This is a genomic window from Aquimarina sp. U1-2 (assembly GCF_017897595.1).
In the GTDB taxonomy this organism is placed as follows: Bacteria; Bacteroidota; Bacteroidia; order Flavobacteriales; family Flavobacteriaceae; genus Aquimarina.
In genome coordinates, this window is the sequence record NZ_JAGKIK010000005.1 from 30,992 (window position 1) to 56,248 (window position 25,257).

Consider the following 25,257-nt stretch of genomic DNA (forward strand, 5'->3'; position numbering starts at 1 on the left):
AATTCAGGATGACTTCTTAGTTAAATTTTAGGTATAACAACAAACAATCAATTATCAATTTATATCAGTTCTACTTTGAAATTGCTCAAATAAAAAGCAGTCATTTCTTGTTTAGACAAAAAAGAAAACTCAATCATAGCTGTAGCTACGGTTGCTTTTTATTTTGAAGTATAAACGGAAAAGGGCAATTTTTAATGAGTAATTTTAAAATGGAAGTGGTATTACTTCTTAAATAATTCAGAAGGATCTTTAAATGATTTAAACTCAAGAGCATTTCCGCAGGGATCATAAAAGAACATAGTGCCTTGCTCACCTGTTTGCCCTTCAAATCTAATATAAGGTTCTATAACAAATTTAACTTTTTTTTCTTTTAGCTGATCAGCTAGATTATTCCAATCGTTCCATGCCAATACTACACCAAAGTGAGGTACAGGAACGTGTTTCCCGTCAACGGGATTGGTATACTCATCCTGTACATCCTGCTTTTCTTTATAATGAATCACCAATTGATGGCCAAAAAAATTAAAATCAACCCAGTGGTCACTACTTCTGCCTTCTTCTAAACCTAAAATGTCATTATAAAAATTGCGTGCTTTTTCAAGATGATCTACGGGTATTGCCAAATGAAATCGTGATAACGTATTATGCATAACTAATAATTTTTAGTGTTAATCTTCAGTCTATCTAAGTCAGAATAAAAACCTATAACTTTTTGGCCAATAGTAGTTTATTTCTTGCGATCGCTGCGTTTTTTCATTCTGTGCCGGTTATTTTTCTGGTTCTTTTGCGGCACTCTTCGTTTTGTTTCTACATCAGGTGTAATCGAGGCTTCTTCCGTTTTACTGGATTGCTTCACATCATGGGTAATGGTGTGTAACTCTTCAGAAGTTAAATACCTCCATTCGCCAACCGGAACATCCAAAGAGACATTCATGATTCTTATTCTTTTCAAAGCCACTACTTCATAACCCAAATGTTCGCACATTCTTCTGATTTGTCTATTTAGTCCTTGCGTAAGTACGATCCTAAAGGTATACTTTGTAATTTGCTCGACTTCACACCTTCGCGTTATTGTATTTAAAATAGGAATACCATTACCCATACGTTTGATGAATTGATCATTGATCAATTTATCTACAGTCACTATGTATTCTTTTTCATGGTGGTTTCGCGCTCGTAGTATTTTATTAACGATATCTCCGTCACTGGTCAGAAAAATAAGACCTTCACTGGGTTTATCCAGTCTTCCTATCGGAAAAATACGCTTAGGGTAATTGATATAGTCTATAATATTATCTTTTTCGTTTTGAGCAGTAGTACATACGATACCCACAGGCTTATTAAAGGCAAGGTAGACGTGATCTTCTTTTGGCAGTTTGATCAATTTGCCATCAACATGTACCACATCTTCTGCCTTTAGTTTAGTCCCCATTTCGGGTAATTTCCCGTTAACGGTAACGCGACCCTGATCTATCAGTTTATCGGCTTCGCGACGTGAGCAGTATCCTACTTCGCTTAAAAATTTATTGAGCCTAATGAGATTAGAATTTTCCACATGCAAAGTTGGGTATAATTATTATTCTTTCAAAAAATCGATAATCATATTATCGACTTCTTCAAAAAATAGTGAATGACCATAATGCTCTGTAGTTACAAATTTGGCATTGTTCCAACGCTCTGCAATGGTTTTGGCTTCGTGGTACGGTGCAATGTCGTCATACTTATCGTGAATTAGCAGACCTGTGTTTTCTATTTTTTTTGCAAAACCAGCAATAGAAAATTCTTCAAAATAGTAATTGTGCTTATTTTTAAAATATTGATTCAAAGCCTTCATAAATTTAGAAGAAAGCTTCAATACATGCTGATATTCTTTGCTAATTCGAGACACCTCGGACGGTGGTGCCAATACGACCATCTTTTGTATTTCTTGATTAGGATAGCTGTATTGATGAAAAATAGCGGTCATGCCCCCAACCGAATGACCAATTAAATGATTGGGGCGATAGAGTTCAATAATCTTTTGAAGACATGTAGTGTATAGAGGCACATTAAGTATGTTACCAGACGAATTACCGTGAGCGGGAGCATCAAAAGCAATAATATTGTATCCTTGCTTATGTAACTTTGGAATTAACGTTTTCCAGCGATATGTATTACTTTCCCAACCGTGAACGAGTAAAATAGTTTCTCCCATGGCGGGCCAGCGATAGGTTTGAATCTTTGCTGTATTGATTAAAATTCTTTCATCTTCTGCCGCTTCAAGAAAATCTTCCTGTTCGGGTAAAATCTTTCCTTTTTGTGGGGTACAAAAGAGAATGTATGCCTTGTGAACTGCCTTTTTGGGAAACAAAAGAAACAGGAATTGAAAATATTTTCCAATAAAAAGCGGTAGATATTTTTCAAACGTTTCTTTCATTCGTCTTCACGATGTGTTGTTTCTATGGTAAATGCAGGTAAACAGATCGCAATATACTCACATTCTTGTTGAAATGGATTGGCATATTGAACTCGAGTATATTTTTCTATTTTTATAGATTGTCCTGCTTCAAGTATTACAATTTCGTCGTCGATAGTAAATTGTTTTTTACCTTTAATGATGTAGGTATATTCGTCGAATTCTGGAGTTTGAAAAGGCTCGCTCCATCCTGATGGGGCTATCATATGAGCGATACTAATATCAGAATTTTGATCTGTTGCTTTTCCAAAATGCTCTTCAATTAATTTCCCATCTGTAGTTGGGACTATAAACGGATTTTTCTGAATGCTGTATGTTTTACCCATGGCTTTTTTAATTTGCGTCCCATCGTATCCAAAAATTCTTAATCTTTGCAGTATCAGGAATATCTGAAGCTTTAATTTTTACATCGGTATCAGATTGAAACTTTTTTGGTAATTTCTTTTTATCAATGGTAACATACGCTTGTATGCTGTCGATAAATAGTACTGCTGTGCTTAATGTATTATTAATTTTGGAAATTTTATAATGATCTTTTATGTCTCTAAAAGAACTACCTGCCGATAAACCAGAGGTAGTTTGATATCTGGGATCGATCACTTGTATATTTTGTATGGTTGAAGATGGATCAGATTCGTTTCTTGCTTCTAAAACCAAAAGTTTAGCACCTCCTTTTTCAAATATTTCGATATCACTTGTGCCCCGTAAAGATCGATTTTCCATTTTTATTTTTACAATAGAATCCTTAGCAAATATCGAATCCAGTTGATTCACTTGGGTAGTACTGGTAAGATGTCCTATTTTATGACTAGAAATGAGAAAAGGATTATTTTTTTGTTCTTGTTGACAACCTGATGCAATAGTCACCATTATTAGTATCAAAACTATATTTTTGATCATAGCGTATATAAAATTGTGTATAGTCATTAACGTAAATTATTTTAATAACTTGTTTAAAACCCCTAAAGCACCTCGAATAAAAGTTGCACTCGTAAGCACTTTGATGACGGCTTTTTCTGTTGTACTGGCTTTTCTGCTTCTTGATCGAGTACTTTTAGCAGTTCTTTCTAGCTTTTCTCTTTCTTTTTTTGCAGCAGCTTTAGCTTCTTCGGCTTCGGCTTTCTCAATCTTTTCTACTAAAATTTCATAAGCACTCTCCCGGTCTATTTCTTTGTTATATTTGGAAGCAAGTTTTGAGTTTTTCAATAAAGTATCAAGCTCATTAGGACTTAATATATCCATTCTACTCATGGGTGCTCTCAACATTGTAGCAGCAAGTGGAGTAGGGCGACCTTTTTCGTCCAAAGCAGATACCAACGCTTCACCTATCCCTAATGAAGTTAATACCTCTTTAGTATCGTAGTATGCTGAAATTGGATAATTTTCTGCAGTTAGTTTTATAGCTTTTCGGTCTTTAGCGGTAAATGCTCGTAAAGCGTGTTGTACTTTTAATCCTAACTGACCCAAAACTCCGTCGGGTACATCTGTTGGATTTTGAGTAACAAAATATAACCCCACACCTTTTGACCGTATGAGTTTTACAATACTCTCGATTTGATCCATTAAAGCATTCGAAGCTTGTTTGAAAATAAGATGAGCTTCATCAAGAAAAATAACAAGCTCAGGTCGTCCGCTATCGCCTTGCTCTGGGAATGTGCCGTAAATTTCGGCAAGAAGACTTAGCATGAATGTAGAAAATAATTTGGGTTTATCTTGTATGTCGGTTAGTCTAATGATATTGATCAGGCCTCTGCCATCATCGTTTATTCGACATAAATCCTGAACATCGAAAGATTTTTCTCCAAAAAACAAGTCGGCTCCTTGCTGTTCTAACTCAACGATTTTGCGCAGGATAGATCCTGTTGACGCTGTAGAAATACGACCGTAATCTTTTTCGAGTTCTTTCTTGCCTTCTTGGGTCGAGAATTGCAGTACTTTTTTAAGATCTTTAAGATCCAACAAGGGCAATTTGTTATCATCACAGTATTTGAAAATAATCGAAATAATACCCGCTTGCGTTTCAGTAACATCCAAAATACGAGATAATAGCACAGGTCCAAACTCACTTACGGTAGCTCTTAGTCTCACCCCATCCTGTTCTGAAAGAGAAAATATCTCTACCGGAAAATCTTTGGCAGTAAACGGAATCCCGATTTTTTCATGTCGTTCATCAATTTTAGGATGCCCAGCACTTGCCGCAGCGATTCCACTTAAATCTCCTTTGATATCCATTAATAATACCGGAATTCCCTTGTCACTTAAATTTTCGGCAAGAACTTGCAAAGTTTTGGTTTTTCCGGTACCGGTTGCACCAGCAATAAGTCCGTGTCGATTCAATGTTTTTAAGGGTACCTTTACATGTGCATTGGTGATGGTTTCACCATCTAGCATAGCTGCCCCCATGGTAATAAAATCACCTTTACTTGTATATCCTTTATTAATATGATCTAAAAAAGCTTGTTGCTCACTCATCGTAGATTTATTTTTGATAAAAATAGGAATCTTAAGTTTTGTATTGAAATTATATACTATTTTTAATCTAGCAAATTGCCCGAGATGCTGACTTAGGTGTAATGAGCAAACATTGGGATGTTTAGAATCTAGAACCAAGAAATAGAGAAATCAAGATAAATGAATTTTTTGATTTTCAAAACGGAGTGATTTTAACGTTACTACTTCGATAGTTCTGCTTTAGGTGCCGTTCATTACGCTTTAGCAAGTGTCATTCGGTTTCATCTGTTGTACGCACAGAGCGAGTATAAAAATCAAAACCAATGAAACGGATAGTAATAAAATTTCTAATGTGAGAGCGTAGTGATTACATACGTTCTCAATTTTTTAATTACATCGTTTTCAAACCATTAAAAATAGTTAAACGTATGAAAAATATCCTTTGTATTCTATGTTTTGCACTTGTTATACAGGCTTGTCAAACCGACACCAGAACTATAATTTTTCACAAGACTCACGAGCCCAAGAAGTCGGCAGCACCTTTTTCTGATATTGTTCAAGTTGATGATCTCTATTTTCTTTCTGGTCAAATTGGAATGGATCATAGTACTCGAAAGCTTGTAGAAGGTGGTATAAAAGCCGAAACCAAACAAACTCTTGAAAATATAAAGGCGGTTCTAAAACATCATAATTTAGAGATGAAACATGTCGTAAAATGTACCGTTATTTTATCTGATATCGAAGATTTCGCAACATGTAATGCAGTGTATAGAACTTATTTTCCACAAAAACCAGCGCGTACAACCTTTGCGGCCAAAGACTTGGCTATGGGCGCTACCATAGAAATTGAATGTATTGCAGTCAAACCCTAATGAATTTGTATGTGTAATTCGGAGGAAAACGAATTATTTTATTGCAAAACAGCATTTTTTTAGCAAATTAAAAAAAGTTTAAACCAGTTCCTTTACCTTTGCGCTCTTATGCAAAATAGAGTACAAACATTGGTAGATAAGGGAGAAATGCTTCCTTTAATGGAAGAGTTTTATACGATTCAGGGAGAAGGATATCATAAAGGAACAGCGGCATATTTTGTAAGAATTGGAGGTTGTGATGTGGGATGTCATTGGTGTGATGTTAAAGAAAGCTGGAATGCCAGCATACATCCCCCTACAGAAACTGAGATCATTGTAGAAAATGCAGTTCGCTATAGTAATGTAGTAGTGGTTACCGGAGGAGAGCCATTAACCTGGGATATGACACTACTAACTCAAAAATTAAAAGAAAAAGGAGCTCAAACGCATATAGAAACTTCTGGAGCCTATCCGCTTACAGGTATTTGGGATTGGATTTGTTTGTCACCAAAAAAGGTAAAAAAGCCTAAGAATGAGATTTACAAGGTTGCCAATGAGCTAAAATGCATTATATACAATAAGAGTGATTTTGTATTTGCTGAAGAGGAAGCGTTGAAAGTTTCAAACGAATGTATATTATACCTGCAACCCGAATGGAGTGTTCGAGAAAAAGTTATACCCCTCATCGTAGATTATGTAATGAACAATCCAAAATGGAGAGTGTCGCTTCAAACACATAAATATTTAAATATTCCCTAGTAATAGCAACATAGTATAAGATTTGTCTTTTTACATATTTTGTACAAGTACTTGATAATAAATAAATTACGGTAAAACAGTAATTTGTGATACATTAGTATATATAAAGACTATAAATTAGAAAGAAAAAACTTACAATTTTAATTATTTTGTATTCATATTAAAGTTTTTTAGCGATGATAATATTATTTGTGTCGAAATGTTAATTGATACTATACTAGTTACCTTGATTTAATCTTTTACTATTTGTAAATTTATGTAAGTAATTTAAAATCAGTTAGCTATGAAAAATTTTTACACAATATTAGGAATAAGTTTTAAGTCTATTATGACTTTTATAAGTGATTTGCCAGGAGCTTCATGGTATGCAATGCGCAAATAATAGAAAATGATAATTTGATTCATTACTATTTTGATGACCGGTAGGATTTTCTAATTATTATATGACGCATTTACACAAATAATACATAGGTACTTAGTAAATTTAGTTTTCAGTTTGAAGAAAAAACTCATCACATCATTTGCTTCGTGATAGGTTTGAGAAATAGGTTATACAATCAGGAGAGCTTATTTTAGTAAGAAAACTATTCTTTTTTTAAGTGTGTTTAAAACAATGTTAAATGTCTATCATTTAGAATTGATTTAAGCTTTTAGAGATCAGTAGATAAATACGTATAGGTTTTATTATAAAAATTGTTTTTTAGTAATTTAAAATCTTATCACATGTTCGTTCGAGTGCAGTCAAGAAATTTCGTTTTTGTAAAATAGGTTTTGATTGAGCCTGTCCTGAACTCTAACGAAGGTATCAGCTAGACATTAGTACTATATATCTTATTCAGTAGGTGTAACTAACTACTAACCTCTAAAAGTTTAAGTTAGCTATTTAAAATGTACCTTATCAAAAAATAATAGTAATTGCAGTAGATATATTACTTCATAATTTAATTTTCGAGAATAATCAATTAAAACATCATTAAATGAACAAATTTTTTAAAGCAATTGGTCTTGGTTTTAAATCTTTTATTGGATTTATTAAAGATTTACCTGGTGCTTCAGGTAACGCAATGCGTCAATAATTGTTGTCTTTCTAAATTCAATACCTTATAAATTGTTCTTATTTGAACAATTTATAAGGTATTGAATTTCTTAATTTGATTTCTTTCTTATTACGTTGTGGCAATTACAAAGTACCGCTTATTATTTTTAATTTCTTTCTTTAATTTATTCACTCAATCATCGAGTTTTAAATACTTCGTGGGCAAGATCCCAAAACAAAATTAGTTTCAATCAGTGCTTCATAGGCTTTCGGTAAGTTGGTTTACTGATGTCCTTAAAAACGTATTGCCAAGAGTTATCATCCTAAGTATTACATTATTTTGAATGGTAAGGTGTAGAAATTTATGCAATGGATATGTATCTATGTGTTTAAGTCAATTAAGTTTTATATCTATAGCTATTAAAAAGGGGATATTTCCCCTGTATAATGTGATTTTTTTGTAAGATTTTTCTTTTAATAGTAATAGTCTTAATTATTATAAATGCAATTCATCTGTTTAGATATTTAGATTATCTAAATTATCGTCACGTCTATGTTAATATTTTTATACTTGATATAATTGCCTATATATTTGTAAATCAATTTAAAAAACATAAATATGAAGTTATTTTACGGTATCTTAATGGTTGATGTAAAAGCATTAAAATCATTTTTAAGGCAATTGCCTTCTGCATGTAGTCATGCGATCCATCGATAGTATCTTAACTATACTACTATCGAGTTTACTACATATGGATGAGATTGATGTAGTAAAAACGTAACAGAGATTACGCTATTTTCCTAGTAAAATCCATCGTTAGAACTAGAGGTTAACTAGCAGAAAATTAAGTAATTGTGTTCGTTGTCGATGAAATATTCGGTTATGTCTAAAAATTAATGAAAATATTGATTTGACAATATTTTGTCATTAAATTTATCTAATTATTAAAAAATAAATATATGGGGCTATTTTACACTAAATTTAAATTAACTTTCAGAATTGTAATGGAATTTTTAAGCGAATTACCAGGAGCATCAAGTCATGCCATCCGTCGGTAGATCTTAAGATTTTATAACATTTTTAAAAGATCAACACAAATCATATTATTTTAGGGGCATTAAAATAATGATACAAAAAGGCTTAGTTTATAAACTAAGCCTTTTTTGTTTTTAAAGTATTTGCTACTACATGTAAAAGGGGACTTCTACTCTGGTAGTATCCCAACCTAATATCATATGGTAACCTTTATCTACTTTATTAAAAGCTATAGAAAATACTTCTAATTCATCACCGCTTGATGCCGGAACCTTTATTCTGGCAACATCTTTAGATTTATCATAAGTATAAGCTCCCCAACTGTCAAGATCTGAATTAATAATGATCGTCCATTCTTTTTCGCCAGGAATAGTGAATAACGAATACGTTCCGGCCTCGATATTCTGATCTCCCATTTTTACATCTTCAAAAAATTTGATTTCAGTAGCTTCGTCTGCTCCTGTTCTCCAAACTTTATCATTCTTCACAATGTTTCCGAAAATTTCACGACCCTTCTTCTGGGGGCGGCTATACACTACTTTAATTTCTGGTTTGGCGTTTCTATCAGTTTTTGCATAAGCAATGTCTGTCGGACTTTTTTGTAACCCCTCAAATTTTTGAGCATTCATAGTAGTTATCGTTCCCAAAAGCACCATAGCAACGAGTAAGATTGATTTTTTCATGATTATGATTTTAATTTTTACGTAAGACGTAAAGATATCTTTGAACTTACAAGAGAAATGTTAATCCATTCTATAAGTTCTGTTAAATCTTTATCTAATATATCGATAGTTTTACGTATAAATTTGTAGCTACTCCTAATTGTTATGTTTATTTTTATCGTTTTAAGTTTTAAATTGTAGTTAAATACGCTTTAGTTGTTTATATTTTTAAAGCTTAGTCTCACATTTGTTTTAATTAATAAAATAAAATTATGTGTGGGATAGTATGTGCTTTTGATATAAAGCAAGATGTAGAGGTATTACGACCAAAATTATTAGAAATGTCTAAAAAAATTCGTCACAGGGGCCCCGATTGGAATGGGATATATGCCAATGATCGTGCGATACTAGCTCATGAGCGCTTAGCCATCGTAGATCCTGTATCTGGAAAACAACCTCTTTTTAGTGATGATGAAAAAATAGTGGTAGCCGCTAATGGTGAGATATATAATCACCAAGAGCTTCGAAATCAACTTAAAGCAACCTATAATTTTCAAACAGCTTCAGACTGCGAAGTAATTTTGGCTTTGTATCAAGAAAAAGGAACACAATTTCTAGATGATTTAAACGGTATTTTTGCTTTTGCGCTATATGATACCGAAAATGACCTATATCTTATTGCAAGAGATCATATGGGGATCATACCTTTATACATGGGTTGGGATCAAAATGGAACGTTCTATGTAGCTTCAGAATTGAAAGCTCTCGAAGAAGTTTGTACAAAAATTGAATTATTTCCGCCGGGTCATTATTTATTTAGCAAAGATGGAAAGGTTAAAAGATGGTATACCAGAGATTGGTCAGATTATAAAGCTGTTCAAGAAAATCAAACAAGTATTGATGAGGTTAGAGAAGCTTTAGAAGCAGCAGTTCATAGGCAATTAATGTCTGATGTTCCTTACGGAGTTTTGTTATCGGGTGGTTTAGATTCATCGGTCACTTCTGCGATAGCCAAAAAATATTCTGAAAAGCGTGTAGAGTCTGGGGGTACCAAAGCCGCATGGTGGCCACAATTGCATTCATTTTCGGTTGGATTAGAAGGATCGCCTGATCTGGCAGCTGCACAAAAAGTTGCAGATCATATAGGTACTGTACATCACGAAATTAAATTTACCATTCAAGAGGGTTTGGATGCTATAAAAGATGTTATTTACAATTTAGAGACCTATGACATCACAACGATTCGAGCTTCTACACCAATGTACTTAATGGCCAGGGTCATTAAATCTATGGGCGTTAAAATGGTGCTTTCTGGTGAGGGTGCAGATGAGATTTTTGGTGGGTATTTATATTTTCATAAAGCACCTAATGCTCAAGAATTTCATGATGAGACGGTGCGGAAGCTTAATAAATTGCATATGTATGATTGTTTACGCGCCAACAAATCACTGGCAGCTTGGGGTATTGAAGGTCGTGTACCTTTTTTAGATAAAGAATTTATGGATGTGGCTATGCGCATCAATCCAAAAGATAAGATGATCAATGGTGAAAGAATGGAGAAATGGGTAATTCGAAAGGCATTCGAATCCTATCTTCCTGAAAGTGTTACCTGGCGTCAAAAGGAACAATTTTCTGATGGAGTGGGCTACAGTTGGATTGATACGTTGAAAGAGGTGGTTGAACATGAAGTATCTGATGAGCAAATGCAACACGCCCATTTTAGATTTCCAATACAGACCCCTCAAAACAAAGAAGAATATTATTATCGAACAATTTTTGAAAGCCATTTTCCCAGCGACGCTGCAGCGCTGAGTGTACCCCAAGAGCCATCGGTTGCTTGTAGTACAAAAATAGCATTAGAATGGGACGAAGCTTTTAAAAATATGAATGATCCAAGCGGTAGAGCTGTAGCCAATATTCATGAAGAAGCGTATTAGTTAGCCTATACTTTCTTATATCGTCGAATTTATGAAGGCTAAGATTTTTAAAGCAGTTAATTTCTTATGTGGACTGATGTAAACTTTTTAGCTTACATCAAAAAGGTTTAAACCAGTTTAGTATGCTAAAAATACCACAGTATTAATTTAAAAAGCTGAAAAGTTCAGTTTCATTAACATTAAAAACCCTGAGAATAGTTCTCAGGGTTTTTTTGTGCTGCTATAAATTTTTATGCAATATTTATTCTAGTTACCACATTGTCCTAGATTAGACCATCTTCTATTGCTTTGTAATTCATACAAAAATCCTTGATATGTAACCTGATCTCCTACAGAATAGCTGTTATTTCTATTCCATGCAGAAATTCCTTCGCAAATATCTTCAATTACTGTTGTGTCACATTCTAAAAGACGATTCCATCCATTAAAATCTCTTTCATATAAAAAGCCTTCATACGTTACTCGGTCTCCTACATTGTATCGTCTTCCAGAAACCCATTCGTCTACCCCTTCACAAGTATCACCGCCACCGGTATCGCTGGGATACAATTGATTTGTTCCTGCAATATCACCGGCAGATAATCTACTTCTAAAGGGAATACGGCTACCATCTTTTTCGAGCATCACAGGCCGACCGTTTTTACTAAAAGTAAAACTGCTATAAATCATAATTGATGCTACATCAAATTCACCTGGATTTACAGAGTTACTGTCGATTCGAAATTGACTTATGGCTCCGTCTTGGATATTTTCAGGAAAAATATCTACAAATTGATCTCTATCGCTTCGATTTTGTTCGTGTAGGTACCCTAATGTGTGTCCAATTTCATGAGTCATTACTCCAACACCAGTTCTTACTCCCATATTAATGGTACCTCTAGAGCCTTGATCTCCCAAACTTGCAGAAGCACAATTACAGTCACGACCGCTATTTCGAATGGTAACATAAGAACTTTCGTTAGTTCTTTCTTTAAAACGTATGTTGGTATTGTTTATCCATTCATCCATCGAGTCAAAAGTAACATCACGTTGTCTGCTTGATAAACTATTGTCTAATACATAAACGATAGTGTTATTTCTCCATTTGCGTACTCTAGAGGCCAGACCTAGTTTTGCATCAATACCTTGGTCTGGTGCAGCTAAAGGATCAAAAATGATTTTCTCGTCAGATAGTTGCGCTTCATCAAATAATATATCACCCCACTTAAAAGTACCATTTCCCAAATCCTCTACCTGTATCAAGTCACCTCTAAAATATTTATCGACCAAGAGTGTTGTTTCACCAGTTTCATTAGGCAAGTCATCAATGTTTTCATTAGAACAAGAGGTTAAGAAAAGTCCTAAGCTTAGCATGGTAACTTTTACCAAATTCATTAAATTTTGTGTTTTCATGTTAAAGTATAATTATGAGTTTGTTTTATATGCGAGGATAACTATGGATATGTCATGGTTATTTCAATTCTAAATGTTAAAAAAAAATTAAAAAATGTTAATTATACTTAAGTAATGAGAATTCGTAAGCGACGAACTAGTAAGCGTAATTATAAATTAAGTTACCATTCAATTTTTAATTGTTTTTATTAATTTTCTAAGTTTTCTACTCACGTTTTAAAATGCTAAAATTAATATAAAATCCGTTTGAGGTGGTTTTTATCGTTTTTAAGGGCATATTATGTATATCTGGTAGTATATTATATATAATTGTTGATAACTCTTTAAATCATCATAGATAAAATCCTTTTATCCTTTTTGTGTTTTTTTATCTTTGTTCGTTAACCAAAATTATCCTAATAATAAAGCTGGTTTATGAGCGAAGAAAAAAAGAAAAGTAATTATTCTGCCGATAGTATTCAGGCATTAGAGGGAATGGAACACGTGCGTATGCGTCCGTCAATGTATATTGGTGATGTTGGCGTACGAGGTTTACACCACTTGGTTTACGAGGTGGTAGACAACTCTATAGATGAAGCGCTGGCAGGGCATTGCGATACAATTGAAGTTACTATTAATGAAGACAATTCTATCACAACCAAAGATAATGGGCGGGGGATTCCGGTAGAAATACATAAAAAAGAAGGTGTCTCTGCTCTAGAGGTAGTGATGACAAAAATAGGTGCAGGAGGAAAGTTCGATAAGGATTCGTACAAAGTTTCTGGGGGATTACACGGTGTTGGTGTATCTTGTGTTAATGCGCTTTCAGATCATTTGCATGCCTATGTTCATAGAGAAGGTAAAGTATGGGAACAGGAGTATGAAAGAGGAAAGCCTTTATATCCCGTAAAAGCTACCGGTGAAACAGATTTTAGAGGTACCATCGTAACCTTTAAGCCTGATACTACAATTTTTCAGCAGACGATAGAATATAATTACGATACATTAGCCAGTCGTATGCGAGAACTGGCATACCTTAATAAAGGTATCACTATTACGCTTACCGATATGCGTCATAAAGACGACGAAGGTAATTACGTTTCTGAGACTTTTCATTCTGAAGAAGGATTAAAAGAATTTGTACGATTTTTGGATGCGAGTCGTAGTGCTATCATAGGAGAAGTCATTGCCATGGAAGGCGAGAAAAATGATATTCCTGTAGAAGTGGCTATGATTTACAACGATTCTTATGCAGAAAACCTTCATTCGTATGTGAACAATATCAATACTCATGAAGGGGGTACACACCTATCTGGTTTTAGAAGAGGGTTGACCTCTACACTAAAAAAATATGCAGATGCTTCAGGAATGCTTGACAAATTGAAGTTCGAAATTGCCGGAGACGATTTTCGTGAAGGATTAACAGCTATTGTTTCGGTAAAAGTAGCAGAACCGCAATTTGAAGGGCAAACAAAAACAAAGCTAGGTAATAGAGAAGTTACCTCTGCCGTTTCACAAGCGGTTTCTGAGATGTTAGAAAATTACCTTGAAGAAAATCCAAGCGATGCAAAAACTATCGTTGAGAAAGTAATTCTGGCCGCTCAGGCACGTCATGCTGCTAAAAAAGCCCGCGAAATGGTACAGCGTAAGTCTGTAATGAGTATCGGGGGGCTACCGGGTAAGCTTTCAGATTGTTCTGAGCAAGATCCTGCCTTATGCGAAGTATTTCTTGTTGAGGGAGATTCTGCAGGGGGAACTGCAAAACAAGGACGTGATCGTATGTTTCAGGCCATTCTTCCGCTACGCGGAAAAATCCTTAATGTAGAGAAAGCGATGCATCACAAAGTTTTTGAAAATGAAGAAATTAAGAACATCTTTACAGCATTAGGGGTAACTATTGGTACCGAAGAAGATAGTAAAGCACTCAATTTGTCAAAATTAAGATATCACAAAATTGTTATCATGTGTGATGCAGATGTTGATGGTAGTCATATTTCAACCTTGATTTTAACGTTCTTTTTCCGTTATATGAAAGAGTTAATCGAAGCTGGTCATATCTATATTGCTGCGCCTCCATTGTACTTGGTAAAGAAAGGTGCCAAAAAGCAATATGCCTGGAATGATGATCAACGGGATCAAATCGTTCGAGAATTCGGGGATAATTCCAAAATTCAACGATATAAAGGTTTAGGAGAAATGAATGCTGAGCAACTTTGGGATACCACTATGAATCCAGAATTTAGAACATTACGACAAGTAAGTATCGATAATCTCACCGAGGCTGATCGTATATTCTCTATGCTCATGGGAGACGAAGTGCCACCGCGAAGAGAATTTATAGAGAAAAATGCTGTCTATGCCAATATTGATGCGTAGGCTGGTATACTATTAGTCGATAAAATTAGACATTGTATCAAGAATCTATCATATTCCATGGTAGATTCTTTTTTTTATATAAATTAGCAAAATCTTAATATAATTTTAAGAATGTATAGTAGCTTAACCCAGTACATGGTAAAGTTCAATAGTAGAATTTTATTTATGTAATCAATTTAGATCTTCTATACAGATTCGCATTTTAATGTTTAAAATTTTTAATATGAGAACGTAGCGTTACCTAAATTCTCAATTTTATAATTAATTTATTACCAAGTAATTACTAAAATTTAAACGTATGAAACTACATCTATCAAAATTCTCGTTACTAGTTCTTTTCGTCGCTTGTAACACAATTTTTGCTCAGCGAAGCGCTGATAAGCAAATTGCCTTCGATGGAAAAATTGAACAACTCTTTTTTCATGAGTTCTCTGCGGTTCCAATAGTGCTCACAGATAAAACGGTTGCAGGTATCGATGCAGAGAAAGGAACAAAAATATGGGAAGTAGAAGGAGACCGAATTTCTCTCTTGGGAGGAGCGATTCAAACAGATCAGGAAAATTATCGTATGGTTCCATTTTCACCCTATATTATCGTAGCGAATTTGTTAATTGATACTCGCGATGGGAAGGTGTTATTGGATAAGGAAAAAGAAGGATATAAAAAAATCAAATCTTTCCAAATTATTCCTGAGTTAGAATCCTTTATTTTTCAATGCACAACAGAAGACAAAGCAAAAAATAAAGCATTCTTGGTTTCTTTAAAATCGAATGAAAGTAAATGGAATACCGAATTAACGATTAAAAAAAGAGGTACTCTGAATAATTTGGTTGTAGATAAGAATACTAATATTGCTTTTAGTTTAGGGTCTAACTTGTTTATTTTGAATAGTACGAATGGATCAGTTATTTTTAATGAAGAAGAAAAAATAGGAAAGCTTTTTCTTAATCCTTCAAAAGATATCTTGTATGCTGTAGAAGCCGCAGGAGGAGGATTAGGTTCTATGATGGGAGCGGCAATGACATTGAATGCAAATAAACTGTCTGCGTTAGGGGACAAAATACATGCTTTTAAAGTCGAAGATGGAAGCAAAGCATGGAAAAAACCATTAAAACTAGATGAAGGGTTTATGTTTGAGCAAGAGGTAGATGGAAAACTCTTTATTAAACACGAAAAAGCAGGAAGCCTTTATGATTATGCTACCGGAGAAAAACTTTGGAAGAAAGATTTTGAAAAGAGAAGAATAAATGATGTAGAAAAAGTTGATGAAGGATACATGGTGTACTACGGGGCTCGGAAAATCTTGTTGGACAATAACGGTAAGAAAGTATGGAAAAAACCACAATTTAATGGTAACGATTTCCTGGCAGAAGTAGGAGAGGATGATACCTATGATGAATTTAGATATAATAAAGGAAGTATCATTGCTACGCCTTACCGCATCGCATATTATGAAGATGGGGTTAAAAAGGCAATCTGGAAGTTTGGTGTAGATGAAGATACAAGAATAGCTTATGATGATCAAGAAAAGAATTTGATTGTTTTAGATGGTAAGGAACTCTATTTATTAAACCCAGATAAAGGTTGGAATAAAGATAATAGTCAAAAGCTTGAGCTTAAAAAGCATAAGGATTTTAATAGATTAGAAGTACGCGGAGATAATTATTATCTAAGTAGCCCTTGGGAGTTTGCTATCGTTGCCAAAGATGGTACAGTAAAAAAGACAAAATATTATCCGCAGCCAGGAGAAACTGGGCGAAAATTACTTAATACCTTGTCTGTATTAGGTGAAGCTGCCGGTGCAGCTTATCAAGTGGCAGGTGTGTATAACATGGGTATGGGTGCAACTTCTGGAGCTGCAGAAACCTTTACAGGCGTACGACCACCAGGAACAGGAGGTTTTAAACAAGCTGATAAAGGCGCTGTACAATATCAGGCAGGTGCTTATGGAGAAATGGCGGCAGAGGCATTATACAACCCTAATCGTTATGATGGTTCTGCAAATACAAGAGATTATTCTTTCTTTTTCACGAAAGATAATGCAGAAACGAAATATTTGGTTCAGGTAACCAAGGATGGAGGCGAAGAGAAAGATAAATTTACTTTTGAGGATAATAAGCCAAATTATCATGTAGATCAGGTAGAAAAAAGAGTGTTCTACACCAAAGGAAAAAACCTGAACATTTTTGATTACCAATAATTAACTATACAACCTGGTTAAACAAAAAGAGACTGTTTAAACATCGTTATTCTGAGAGAGGCGAAGCAATCTGTAAAACGTAAATTACGAATAAACAGATTACTTCTAAATTGAAATCTTTTGTGACGACTTTTATACTTATTTTTAGATAGCCTCTTTTTGTTTTATCGGGTATCACCTCAGATTTTTGCACAATTCCAAGTTGTTGTAGATTTTCTAACTCATACACCGTGATTAATGGTCGTTTGAACGTTTTTTTTTATATTGCAATGCCCATAAATCCAGATTCATGAAAAAAACTACAATAGGTATTGCTCTTTTTTTAAGTCATATACTTACTTCTCAAACCAACATTGATCAAATTCTCGAGCTAGGCGTAGAAAATGCACAACGATTTAGTCAAGAGTATTTTGCACCCGCAGGACAGGCGTTAATCAATACAATGTCCAACGGTTGGTATACTACAGCAAAAACTAAAAAGCTTTGGCATTTTGAAATAGGTGTTGTTGGTAATCTCTCTTTTGTGCGAGATGATAAACAGTCTTTTCTTTTAAGAACTGCAGAATATACAAATCTAAGTTTTAGGGATGGTAGTTTTAGCCAATTTGTAGGGAGTTCATTAGGTACAAATTCTGAAAATTTATCGATAGTAATTAATGAAGGGAGTGCCTCAGAACATGAAATCGTATTGCCCGATGGTATAGGAGATTCTGAAATAGGATCTTTACCGAACGGATTTATCCAAGGGTCTATGGGATTGATCAAAAGTACAGAAATAAAATTGCGGTTTATGCCCAAAATAAAAGCGGTTGGAGATGCTGAAATACAACTATATGGTATTGCCTTTCAGCATGAGTTTACCAATTGGGTATTTCCTCTCAAAAGGCTGCCTATGAGAATTTCTGCACTGCTAGGATATACCAATGTAAAAGGAAATTATGATTTAAATTCAGCTACGGGGGTTCCCGGTACCAATCAAGAGGTGCAATTAGATACTAATTCGTGGTTGCTCACCAGTATCGTTTCAACTAAATTTCCTGTCTATAATTTTTATGGTGGTTTAGGCTATTATTTCGGGTCAAGCGATGCAGACGTATTAGGAACGTATCAAATACAAAACGGTCCGTTTGCTTCAGAGACAGTCACCGACCCTATACGCGTTAGAACAAAAACTAACGGAATTAAAGCAACGCTGGGAGCTCGTGCGCAATTTGGTATTTTTAAAGCAAATATAGATTACACATTGCAAAATTTTGGAAACCTATCTATTGGACTTGCTTGTGGATGGTAATTAACTTTTTATTGGCTCATAAATTCGTTCTAGAATTCGTATTTTCGCAACTCGAAAATATGTTTAACTACAATCAAAAAAATATATAATGAAAATTACAGTAGTAGGCGCTGGTGCTGTGGGTGCAAGTTGTGCTGAGTACATCGCCATTAAGAATTTTGCTTCAGAAGTAGTATTACTAGATATCAAAGAAGGATATGCCGAAGGTAAGGCGATGGATCTTATGCAAACAGCTTCTTTAAATGGCTTTGATACAAAAATTACCGGTACTACAGGAGATTATTCTAAAACGGCAGGTAGTGATATTGCTGTAATTACTTCGGGTATACCTCGTAAACCCGGTATGACAAGAGAAGAACTTATCGGTATTAATGCCGGTATTGTTAAAACGGTGTCTTCAAGTTTAATTGAGCATTCTCCAAACACAATTATTATCGTTGTTAGTAATCCTATGGATACAATGACGTACTTAGTGCATAAAACAACCGATCTTCCCAAAAATAGAATTATAGGTATGGGCGGGGCTCTAGATAGTGCACGTTTCAAATATAGGTTGGCAGAAGCTCTAGGAGCTCCTATTTCTGATGTAGATGGTATGGTAATAGGAGGGCACAGTGATAAAGGAATGGTGCCATTAACCAGATTGGCTACCAGAAATAGTGTACCTGTTTCAGAATTTATTTCAGATGATAGACTGGAGCAAGTAGCTGCAGATACCAAAGTGGGCGGTGCTACATTAACAAAATTGTTGGGGACTTCTGCATGGTACGCTCCGGGAGCTGCAGTTTCGGGTCTGGTACAAGCTATAGCTTGTGATCAAAAGAAAATTTTCCCATGTTCTACCCTATTAGATGGGGAGTATGGATTACAAGATTTATGTATTGGTACACCCGTAGTTTTAGGAAAAGACGGTATCGAAAAAATTGTAGAAATTAAGCTGAGTGATGATGAAAAAGCAAAGCTGGCAGAAAGTGCAGAGGGAGTTAAAAAAACTAATGGACTGCTAGAGTTGTGATTTAGAACTGGAATTTACAATGCATTTACTATATCATGACTACATAAAAATCATTTAGCAATAAAATAAAGGTTCTTCGTGATGAGGAGCCTTTTTTATTGGTGTTTTCAATAGATTTTATAATGCATAATCCGGGTTTAATACCTTACAGTTTGTAATGAGGTAGCTTACTGAGTACCCACATAATTGCGGTAATTTCAATATTCATCTAAAACAGCACATAAAAAGTTTTAAATTTTTATATTTGCGCCATGCAAAAAAAATGGTATTTCGGGATTTTTATTTCTGTGCTGGCAATGCTTGTCATTGTTCAGCAGCAAACCGTGGTGCCAAATCAGGAGATCGTATTAGAATTTCTGAATACTGAAATCTCTCCTCAAGAGATACAAAAGGCAATTGCATCGGTAAAAACAAAATTACGTCGTATTGGTGTAAAGCATACCCGAGTGTATAACCATTCAAAAGAAGGGGCACTTAAAATCACGTATTATAGTGATGCAGATATAGACGTTATCAAGAAAATATTATCTGAAACGCAAAACATTTCACTGGATCATACCGCATACGACCATGAAAATAAGAGTGACCACAAACCTTCAGATAAACCCTCCCGGGATTATGAGCTCAAGATCAGTGAAATTCAAAAAAGTATAGATTTTAACCCCGATTTTAAGAGTGTATTTGCTTCAAAAACATATCATAAAAGAAATGGGTCTGTACATCACCATTCTTTTTCTTTTTTACGGAGTCTTTTTAGTACGCATACGCATCAATTTCGGTATGGTGGTACTACGTTAAAAGGGGATAAGACGATTACATTGGCAATAAAAGATGTTTTATATCAAATTCCAGAGGGAAGAGCCGGACCCTTTTATCTTTTATAGATTCAGATCTGTCCTGAATACTGAATTCATTTCATAAAAACGAAATAAAATGAATCTGTGATATACTACATATCTCTGCATTCGTTGTTTCATAGTAAATAGCTTCATTACAAAACACAAGCTATTTGATAACAATCATAAATTATTTATTAAAAACTATCAAACTTCAACAAAAGCCATAAAAAAGGTATTCGAAGTTTAATTAAAAAAGGAAATAATGCAAAACAAAGGACTTGTTAGGGTGTTTGCGATTTTATTTGGGTTGGTATGTGTATATCAGCTTTCGTATACATATCTAGCCTACACCAAAGAAAAAGAAGCCGAAGCCTATGCGCAACAAAAGTATGGCGAGAATATAGAAAATTATTCTAAATTACGAGAAACGGCAGAGCAGCAGTATCTTGACTCTATTGGTAAAGAAGAAATCTTTGCAGGAATTACATATAATGATGCTAAAGATAAAGAACTTAACAAAGGTTTAGACCTTAAAGGAGGAATAAATGTAATTCTTCAGATTTCTGTAAAAGATATATTGAAAGGATTATCAAATAATTCGAAAGATCCTTCATTTAATCAGGCATTGCTTGCTACTGATGAGTTACAAAAAAACAGTCAGAATACATACATTGAAGATTTCTTCACCGAGTTTGAAAAAATTCCTGATGCTCAATTAGCATCGCCTGATATTTTCGCAAATAAAAATTTAAGCGATGATATCGTGTATGACATGACGAACGAAGAAGTAAAGCCTATTTTAAGAAGAAAAATAGACGAATCGGTAACTTCTGCTTTTGAAGTGTTGCGTAAACGTATTGATAAGTTTGGAGTAACGCAGCCCAACATACAGCGCCTTGGGCAATCTGGTCGAATTTTAGTTGAGCTTCCGGGAGCAAAAGATGTAGCTAGGGTAAAAAATCTATTACAAAGTACGGCTCAACTAGAGTTTTGGGATGTGTATAAAATGGAAGAAATCTTTTACTCGGTGATCGTTCCTGCAAATAACCTTTTAAAAGAAGAACTGGAGAAGAATAAACCCCAGTCTCAAAGCTCAAACGAAATCGTTTTGGATTCTACCCAAGTAGATACGGCAAAGACTGATGAAGATGCTGCTATCGAAAACTTATTAGAAGATGCAGACGATTCGACAAATGTGGAAACCCAGGTAAATCCGATATTCGATTTGATCGTAGGGCAAGGAGGTCAAGGAGGACCAGTAATTCTTCAGGCACTTAAAAAGAACGCAGACCAAATAATGGCTTATCTAAATGATCCAAAGGTTCGCGCTTTATTACCTGTAGAACAACGATACGTAAAATTTGCTTGGGGTAAACCAGTAAAGGATTCTGAAATTTTAGAATTATATGCAATTAAAGGAAATCGCGACAGCGAGCCAGAATTGAGTGGTGGAGTGATCACAGATGCGCGACAAGATTATAACCAAGTTGGTAAAGTAGCGGTAACCATGCAAATGGATGGTAAAGGAGCCAAAAAATGGGCCGAGATGACCAAAAGAGCTGCAGCGCAACAGAGTCAGATCGCTATAGTTCTTGATGATATTGTATACTCTGCACCTGGGGTAAGTGATCCCAATGGAATCCCTGGAGGAAGAAGTGAAATCACAGGAGATTTTTCTATTGAAGAAGGACAGGATTTAGCCAATGTATTAAGAGCAGGAAAATTACCGGCATCTGCAGATATTATTCAAAGTGAAGTTGTAGGTCCATCCCTGGGGCAAGAAGCTATCGATAGCGGTATCATGTCATTTGCTATTGCTTTAGTATTGATCCTGATTTGGATGATATTCTATTATGGCAAAGCAGGTGCATTTGCCGATGTGGCACTTGTAGTGAACATATTATTTATTTTTGGTGTATTGGCAGGGTTAAAAGCAGTATTAACATTGCCAGGGATTGCAGGTATCGTATTAACCATTGGTATGTCTGTTGACGCGAATGTGTTAATATTTGAAAGAATTCGAGAAGAATTAGCCAAAGGCAAGTCTCAAGCCGATGCTATTAAAGACGGATTTAATAATGCGTTGTCTTCAATTTTGGATGCGAATATTACTACCGGTCTTACAGGTCTAATTTTATTGGTTATTGGTACGGGACCTATCAAAGGGTTCGCGACTACGTTATTGATCGGTATTCTTACATCATTATTCACAGCCATTTTTGTAACAAGATTATTTATCGACGGTTATGGTAAAAACGGTAAGGAGCTTATGTTTTCTACGGCAGCTACCAAAAACCTATTCAAGAATGTAAATATCAACTTCTTAAAGAAACGTAAGATCGCTTACGTAATCTCTGGGATTATTATCACTACCGGTATTTTTTCATTATTTACCAACAATCTGGATTATGGTGTAGATTTTGTTGGGGGACGAACGTATACGGTACGTTTTGCCAAAGATGTAGTGCCTACTGCAGTAGAGAAAGACTTGGTAGCTGTTTTTGAAAGTGCTCAGGCTAAAACACTTGGTGCTAATAATCAGTTAAAAATTACGACAAAGTATAAAGTAAATGAAACCGGTGAAGCTATCGATAGCGAGATCTCGAACAAACTTTTTGAAGCATTAAAACCTTATCTCACCGAGGGGCTAACTTATGATGAGTTTGCCAACGGTGATGACGATAAGCAAGTAGGGATCATGTCATCTATGAAGGTAGGTCCAACCATTGCAGATGATATCAAACAAGCTGCCTTTTGGTCGGTATTGGCGTCATTAATTGTGGTATTCTTATATATTCTTTTACGATTTAGAAAATGGCAGTTCAGTTTAGGTGCGGTTGCAGCTGTATTTCACGATGTCTTGGTCGTACTGGGTGTGTTCTCTCTAACCTGGAAGTTTATGCCTTTCAATATGGAAATCGATCAGGCATTTATTGCAGCAATACTTACAGTAATAGGATATTCTCTAAATGATACTGTGGTAGTGTTTGATAGAATTCGAGAGTTTTTTGCAGAACATACTACATGGCCTTTAGATAAAAATGTAAACGGAGCTTTAAATAGTACGTTAAGCCGAACCCTAAATACATCATTAACTACGTTGTTGGTACTCGTAGCCATTTTTATATTTGCAGTACCCTTAAGAGGGTTTATGTTCTCGCTGATTATCGGTGTACTAATCGGGACGTATTCTTCATTATTTATTGCCACTCCGATAATGCATGATACGGTAAGAAAGGTAGGTTTAAAAACAAAAACCAAAGAGACGAAAGAAAAGTAAACTTATTTCGTAATTATAGCTTTTAAAAAATCCGTTCTAGTAGATTAGAACGGATTTTTTAGTATTATCCAGTGAAATAGTAAGCTTAAGTTGAGTTCGCACTATGAACTGGTATTAATCATCAAAAGATCTATATTTCGCCATGGCAAACATGTAAACTCCATAACATAGAAGTCCTAGTGATACTAATGCAAATAGCCAAGGGCCTGATGTACTTTGTTCTAAAAAGGAGAAAGCCTCTTTGGTTCCTTTGATATTGTTAGAAGATGATAAATCCATACCAGCTCTAATTAAAAAGTAAGAGATAATCCCAACAACAATGCCTCTGGCAACTAATCCGGAATAGCCCAGATTTTTAATTATACTAGTTTTCTTGGCACTCGAAATAGCACTTAAATTGAATTTTTTTAGAAAATCACCTTTAATTGCTTTAATAAATTGGTAAATACTTTTGATAGCTAAGCCAATACCTATAGCGATAAGAATGTATTTTCCAGATTGACCGTCTACTGGCATTTTGCTACCGCTATTTCCCTGTTCTTGAAAAATTTCAATAATTGCATATATTCCAAGGGCTAAATACACAGCACCACTAATAAAAAAGCTAATTCTTTTTATAATGCCTTTGGCATCATTGCCAATGCCTTCTGGATCATTTAAACTTTGCATAAATCGCCAAAAAGCATAACAAGCCAATCCTACTCCCAGTAGTGCTAAGATAATTTTTCCAAAAGCTTGATTTTCCAAAAATTCAATAATTTGAAGTTTTCCGGCTTTTTGTCCGCCCAGATCAAATGCAGTCATTAAGGCTAGAATCCCGGTAAGTGCATATACTACACCTTTTGCGGTATAACCAATATGCGCAACAGTTTTAATATTTTCATTCATTTTTAGAGTAGTTTTCGATGATTATGGTGAAGATAATCTGTGCCACTAGATTAATATAGCTGTAATGAAAAAATAATTAATCCATTTCATTTATACCCGTTCTACTTTAAAATTGCTCACTAGAAATTACACAGTGTCAGGCCATAATATACGTAGATAGTGGTAAAAGTAGGTATACAACTGTATTAGTGTTGTATCTATTACACCGGGTTTAACCAATAGAATCAATAGTGCAATTATACTGTACAGTATAGCAAATTGCTCTATAATTTTATAAACGAGATAGAATCACCAGGCTTTAAATTCCATTGCTCTGATAATCCTGCATTTACTTCCAATACATATTGCGCAGGACCTTCAGACGGTAACGAAGTTTCATTTAGGGGTTGCGCATTTTTTTGAATACTTACCACCTTATAATTTGCATCAATAAAAATAATGTCTAGTGCAAATTCAGTGTTTTTCATATAAAATGAACGAGGGGCTTCTTCAGGAAATATAAAAAGCATGCCCTGATCGTCTTTCATAGTTTTGCGGTACATTAAACCTGTTTGAATTTGATATTCATTATCGGCAATTTCAATGTTTAAATCGACGATAGGATCTACTATGGTGTCTTTAAAATTGAACAAAGAAAGTTCTCCTTCTTTATTGAAAGTAATTTCTTTGGTGTCTATACGCTCATTCTTGACTTCTGTTTTGCAAGAGTAGGTCAACATTGCACTTAGGCTTATCAAAAATATATATACATAGTTGCTCATTATACTGCTTTTTATGGACTAAAGTAGCTAAAAAGCCACACTTCCAAAA

At 34.7% G+C, this 25,257-nt stretch carries 19 protein-coding genes; 9 read left to right on the top strand and 10 right to left on the bottom strand.

Annotated features, from left to right (window positions below; genetic code table 11):
- Positions 1 to 221: 221 nt before the first annotated feature.
- From J8281_RS08225 to J8281_RS08250, 6 genes are all read right to left on the bottom strand, one after another.
- Positions 222 to 650 carry a VOC family protein gene (locus tag J8281_RS08225; RefSeq protein ID WP_210197139.1) on the bottom strand — a complete coding sequence of 143 codons (429 nt, stop codon included), beginning with the start codon at positions 648 to 650 and terminating at the stop codon, positions 222 to 224.
- 77 nt (positions 651 to 727) lie between these two features.
- Entirely contained in the window at positions 728 to 1,555 is an 828-nt protein-coding gene (rluF, locus tag J8281_RS08230; protein ID WP_210197140.1) for a 23S rRNA pseudouridine(2604) synthase RluF, read from the bottom strand.
- 21 nt (positions 1,556 to 1,576) lie between these two features.
- Positions 1,577 to 2,416: an alpha/beta hydrolase gene (locus J8281_RS08235; RefSeq protein ID WP_210197141.1), complete on the bottom strand. Its 840-nt coding sequence runs from the start codon at positions 2,414 to 2,416 to the stop codon at positions 1,577 to 1,579.
- On the bottom strand, positions 2,413 to 2,781 hold the full coding sequence (locus tag J8281_RS08240) for a cupin domain-containing protein (protein ID WP_210197142.1): 369 nt from the start codon (positions 2,779 to 2,781) through the stop codon (positions 2,413 to 2,415). Before J8281_RS08240 ends, J8281_RS08235 begins: the two co-directional genes overlap by 4 nt.
- A 7-nt stretch (positions 2,782 to 2,788) precedes the next feature.
- Positions 2,789 to 3,382 carry a hypothetical protein gene (locus tag J8281_RS08245; protein ID WP_246849039.1) on the bottom strand — a complete coding sequence of 198 codons (594 nt, stop codon included), beginning with the start codon at positions 3,380 to 3,382 and terminating at the stop codon, positions 2,789 to 2,791.
- Between the two features lie 9 nt (positions 3,383 to 3,391).
- The gene (locus tag J8281_RS08250; protein WP_210197143.1) at positions 3,392 to 4,927 is read right to left on the bottom strand and encodes a helicase HerA-like domain-containing protein; all 1,536 of its coding nucleotides are present in this window, start codon (positions 4,925 to 4,927) and stop codon (positions 3,392 to 3,394) included.
- 407 nt (positions 4,928 to 5,334) lie between these two features.
- On the opposite strand from J8281_RS08250, the gene J8281_RS08255 reads away from it, so the two are divergent.
- Together J8281_RS08255 and J8281_RS08260 are read left to right on the top strand one after the other, a co-directional pair.
- Positions 5,335 to 5,778 (top strand): RidA family protein, encoded by a 444-nt coding sequence (locus tag J8281_RS08255; RefSeq protein WP_210197144.1) that lies wholly within the window; start codon positions 5,335 to 5,337, stop codon positions 5,776 to 5,778.
- A gap of 108 nt (positions 5,779 to 5,886) precedes the next feature.
- Positions 5,887 to 6,516 (top strand): 7-carboxy-7-deazaguanine synthase QueE, encoded by a 630-nt coding sequence (locus J8281_RS08260; RefSeq protein WP_210197145.1) that lies wholly within the window; start codon positions 5,887 to 5,889, stop codon positions 6,514 to 6,516.
- A 2,221-nt stretch (positions 6,517 to 8,737) separates the two neighbouring features.
- Here J8281_RS08260 and J8281_RS08265 read toward each other — a convergent pair.
- Positions 8,738 to 9,271, bottom strand: a complete 534-nt coding sequence (locus J8281_RS08265; RefSeq protein WP_210197146.1) for a DUF2911 domain-containing protein — start codon at positions 9,269 to 9,271, stop codon at positions 8,738 to 8,740.
- A 251-nt stretch (positions 9,272 to 9,522) separates the two neighbouring features.
- Between J8281_RS08265 and asnB the strand changes: the two genes are divergently transcribed.
- Positions 9,523 to 11,187, top strand: a complete 1,665-nt coding sequence (asnB, locus tag J8281_RS08270) for an asparagine synthase B (RefSeq protein ID WP_210197147.1) — start codon at positions 9,523 to 9,525, stop codon at positions 11,185 to 11,187.
- A gap of 246 nt (positions 11,188 to 11,433) precedes the next feature.
- Here the strand turns inward: asnB and J8281_RS08275 are convergent, their stop codons facing one another.
- Entirely contained in the window at positions 11,434 to 12,579 is a 1,146-nt protein-coding gene (locus tag J8281_RS08275; protein WP_210197148.1) for a M12 family metallopeptidase, read from the bottom strand.
- A 414-nt stretch (positions 12,580 to 12,993) separates the two neighbouring features.
- On the opposite strand from J8281_RS08275, the gene gyrB reads away from it, so the two are divergent.
- The 6 genes from gyrB (at position 12,994) to secDF (ending at position 23,559) form a co-directional block, all read left to right on the top strand.
- Complete coding sequence (gene gyrB / locus J8281_RS08280) at positions 12,994 to 14,934, top strand: DNA topoisomerase (ATP-hydrolyzing) subunit B (RefSeq protein WP_210197149.1); 1,941 nt, start codon at positions 12,994 to 12,996, stop codon at positions 14,932 to 14,934.
- Positions 14,935 to 15,232: 298 nt separating this feature from the next.
- Positions 15,233 to 17,134: a PQQ-binding-like beta-propeller repeat protein gene (locus J8281_RS08285; RefSeq protein ID WP_210197150.1), complete on the top strand. Its 1,902-nt coding sequence runs from the start codon at positions 15,233 to 15,235 to the stop codon at positions 17,132 to 17,134.
- A gap of 289 nt (positions 17,135 to 17,423) precedes the next feature.
- Positions 17,424 to 18,425 (top strand): DUF6588 family protein, encoded by a 1,002-nt coding sequence (locus tag J8281_RS08290; protein ID WP_210197151.1) that lies wholly within the window; start codon positions 17,424 to 17,426, stop codon positions 18,423 to 18,425.
- 88 nt (positions 18,426 to 18,513) lie between these two features.
- Positions 18,514 to 19,440: a malate dehydrogenase gene (gene mdh / locus J8281_RS08295; protein WP_210197152.1), complete on the top strand. Its 927-nt coding sequence runs from the start codon at positions 18,514 to 18,516 to the stop codon at positions 19,438 to 19,440.
- Positions 19,441 to 19,691: 251 nt separating this feature from the next.
- Positions 19,692 to 20,324, top strand: coding sequence for a hypothetical protein (locus J8281_RS08300; RefSeq protein ID WP_210197153.1), 633 nt, complete (start codon positions 19,692 to 19,694; stop codon positions 20,322 to 20,324).
- A gap of 217 nt (positions 20,325 to 20,541) precedes the next feature.
- Positions 20,542 to 23,559: a protein translocase subunit SecDF gene (secDF, locus tag J8281_RS08305; RefSeq protein ID WP_210197154.1), complete on the top strand. Its 3,018-nt coding sequence runs from the start codon at positions 20,542 to 20,544 to the stop codon at positions 23,557 to 23,559.
- A gap of 114 nt (positions 23,560 to 23,673) precedes the next feature.
- Here the strand turns inward: secDF and J8281_RS08310 are convergent, their stop codons facing one another.
- Both J8281_RS08310 and J8281_RS08315 read right to left on the bottom strand, forming a co-directional pair.
- On the bottom strand, positions 23,674 to 24,447 hold the full coding sequence (locus J8281_RS08310) for a DUF1206 domain-containing protein (RefSeq protein ID WP_210197155.1): 774 nt from the start codon (positions 24,445 to 24,447) through the stop codon (positions 23,674 to 23,676).
- 263 nt (positions 24,448 to 24,710) lie between these two features.
- A complete protein-coding gene (locus J8281_RS08315) occupies positions 24,711 to 25,208 on the bottom strand; it encodes a DUF192 domain-containing protein (protein ID WP_210197156.1) in 498 nt (165 codons plus the stop codon).
- Positions 25,209 to 25,257: the final 49 nt, after the last annotated feature.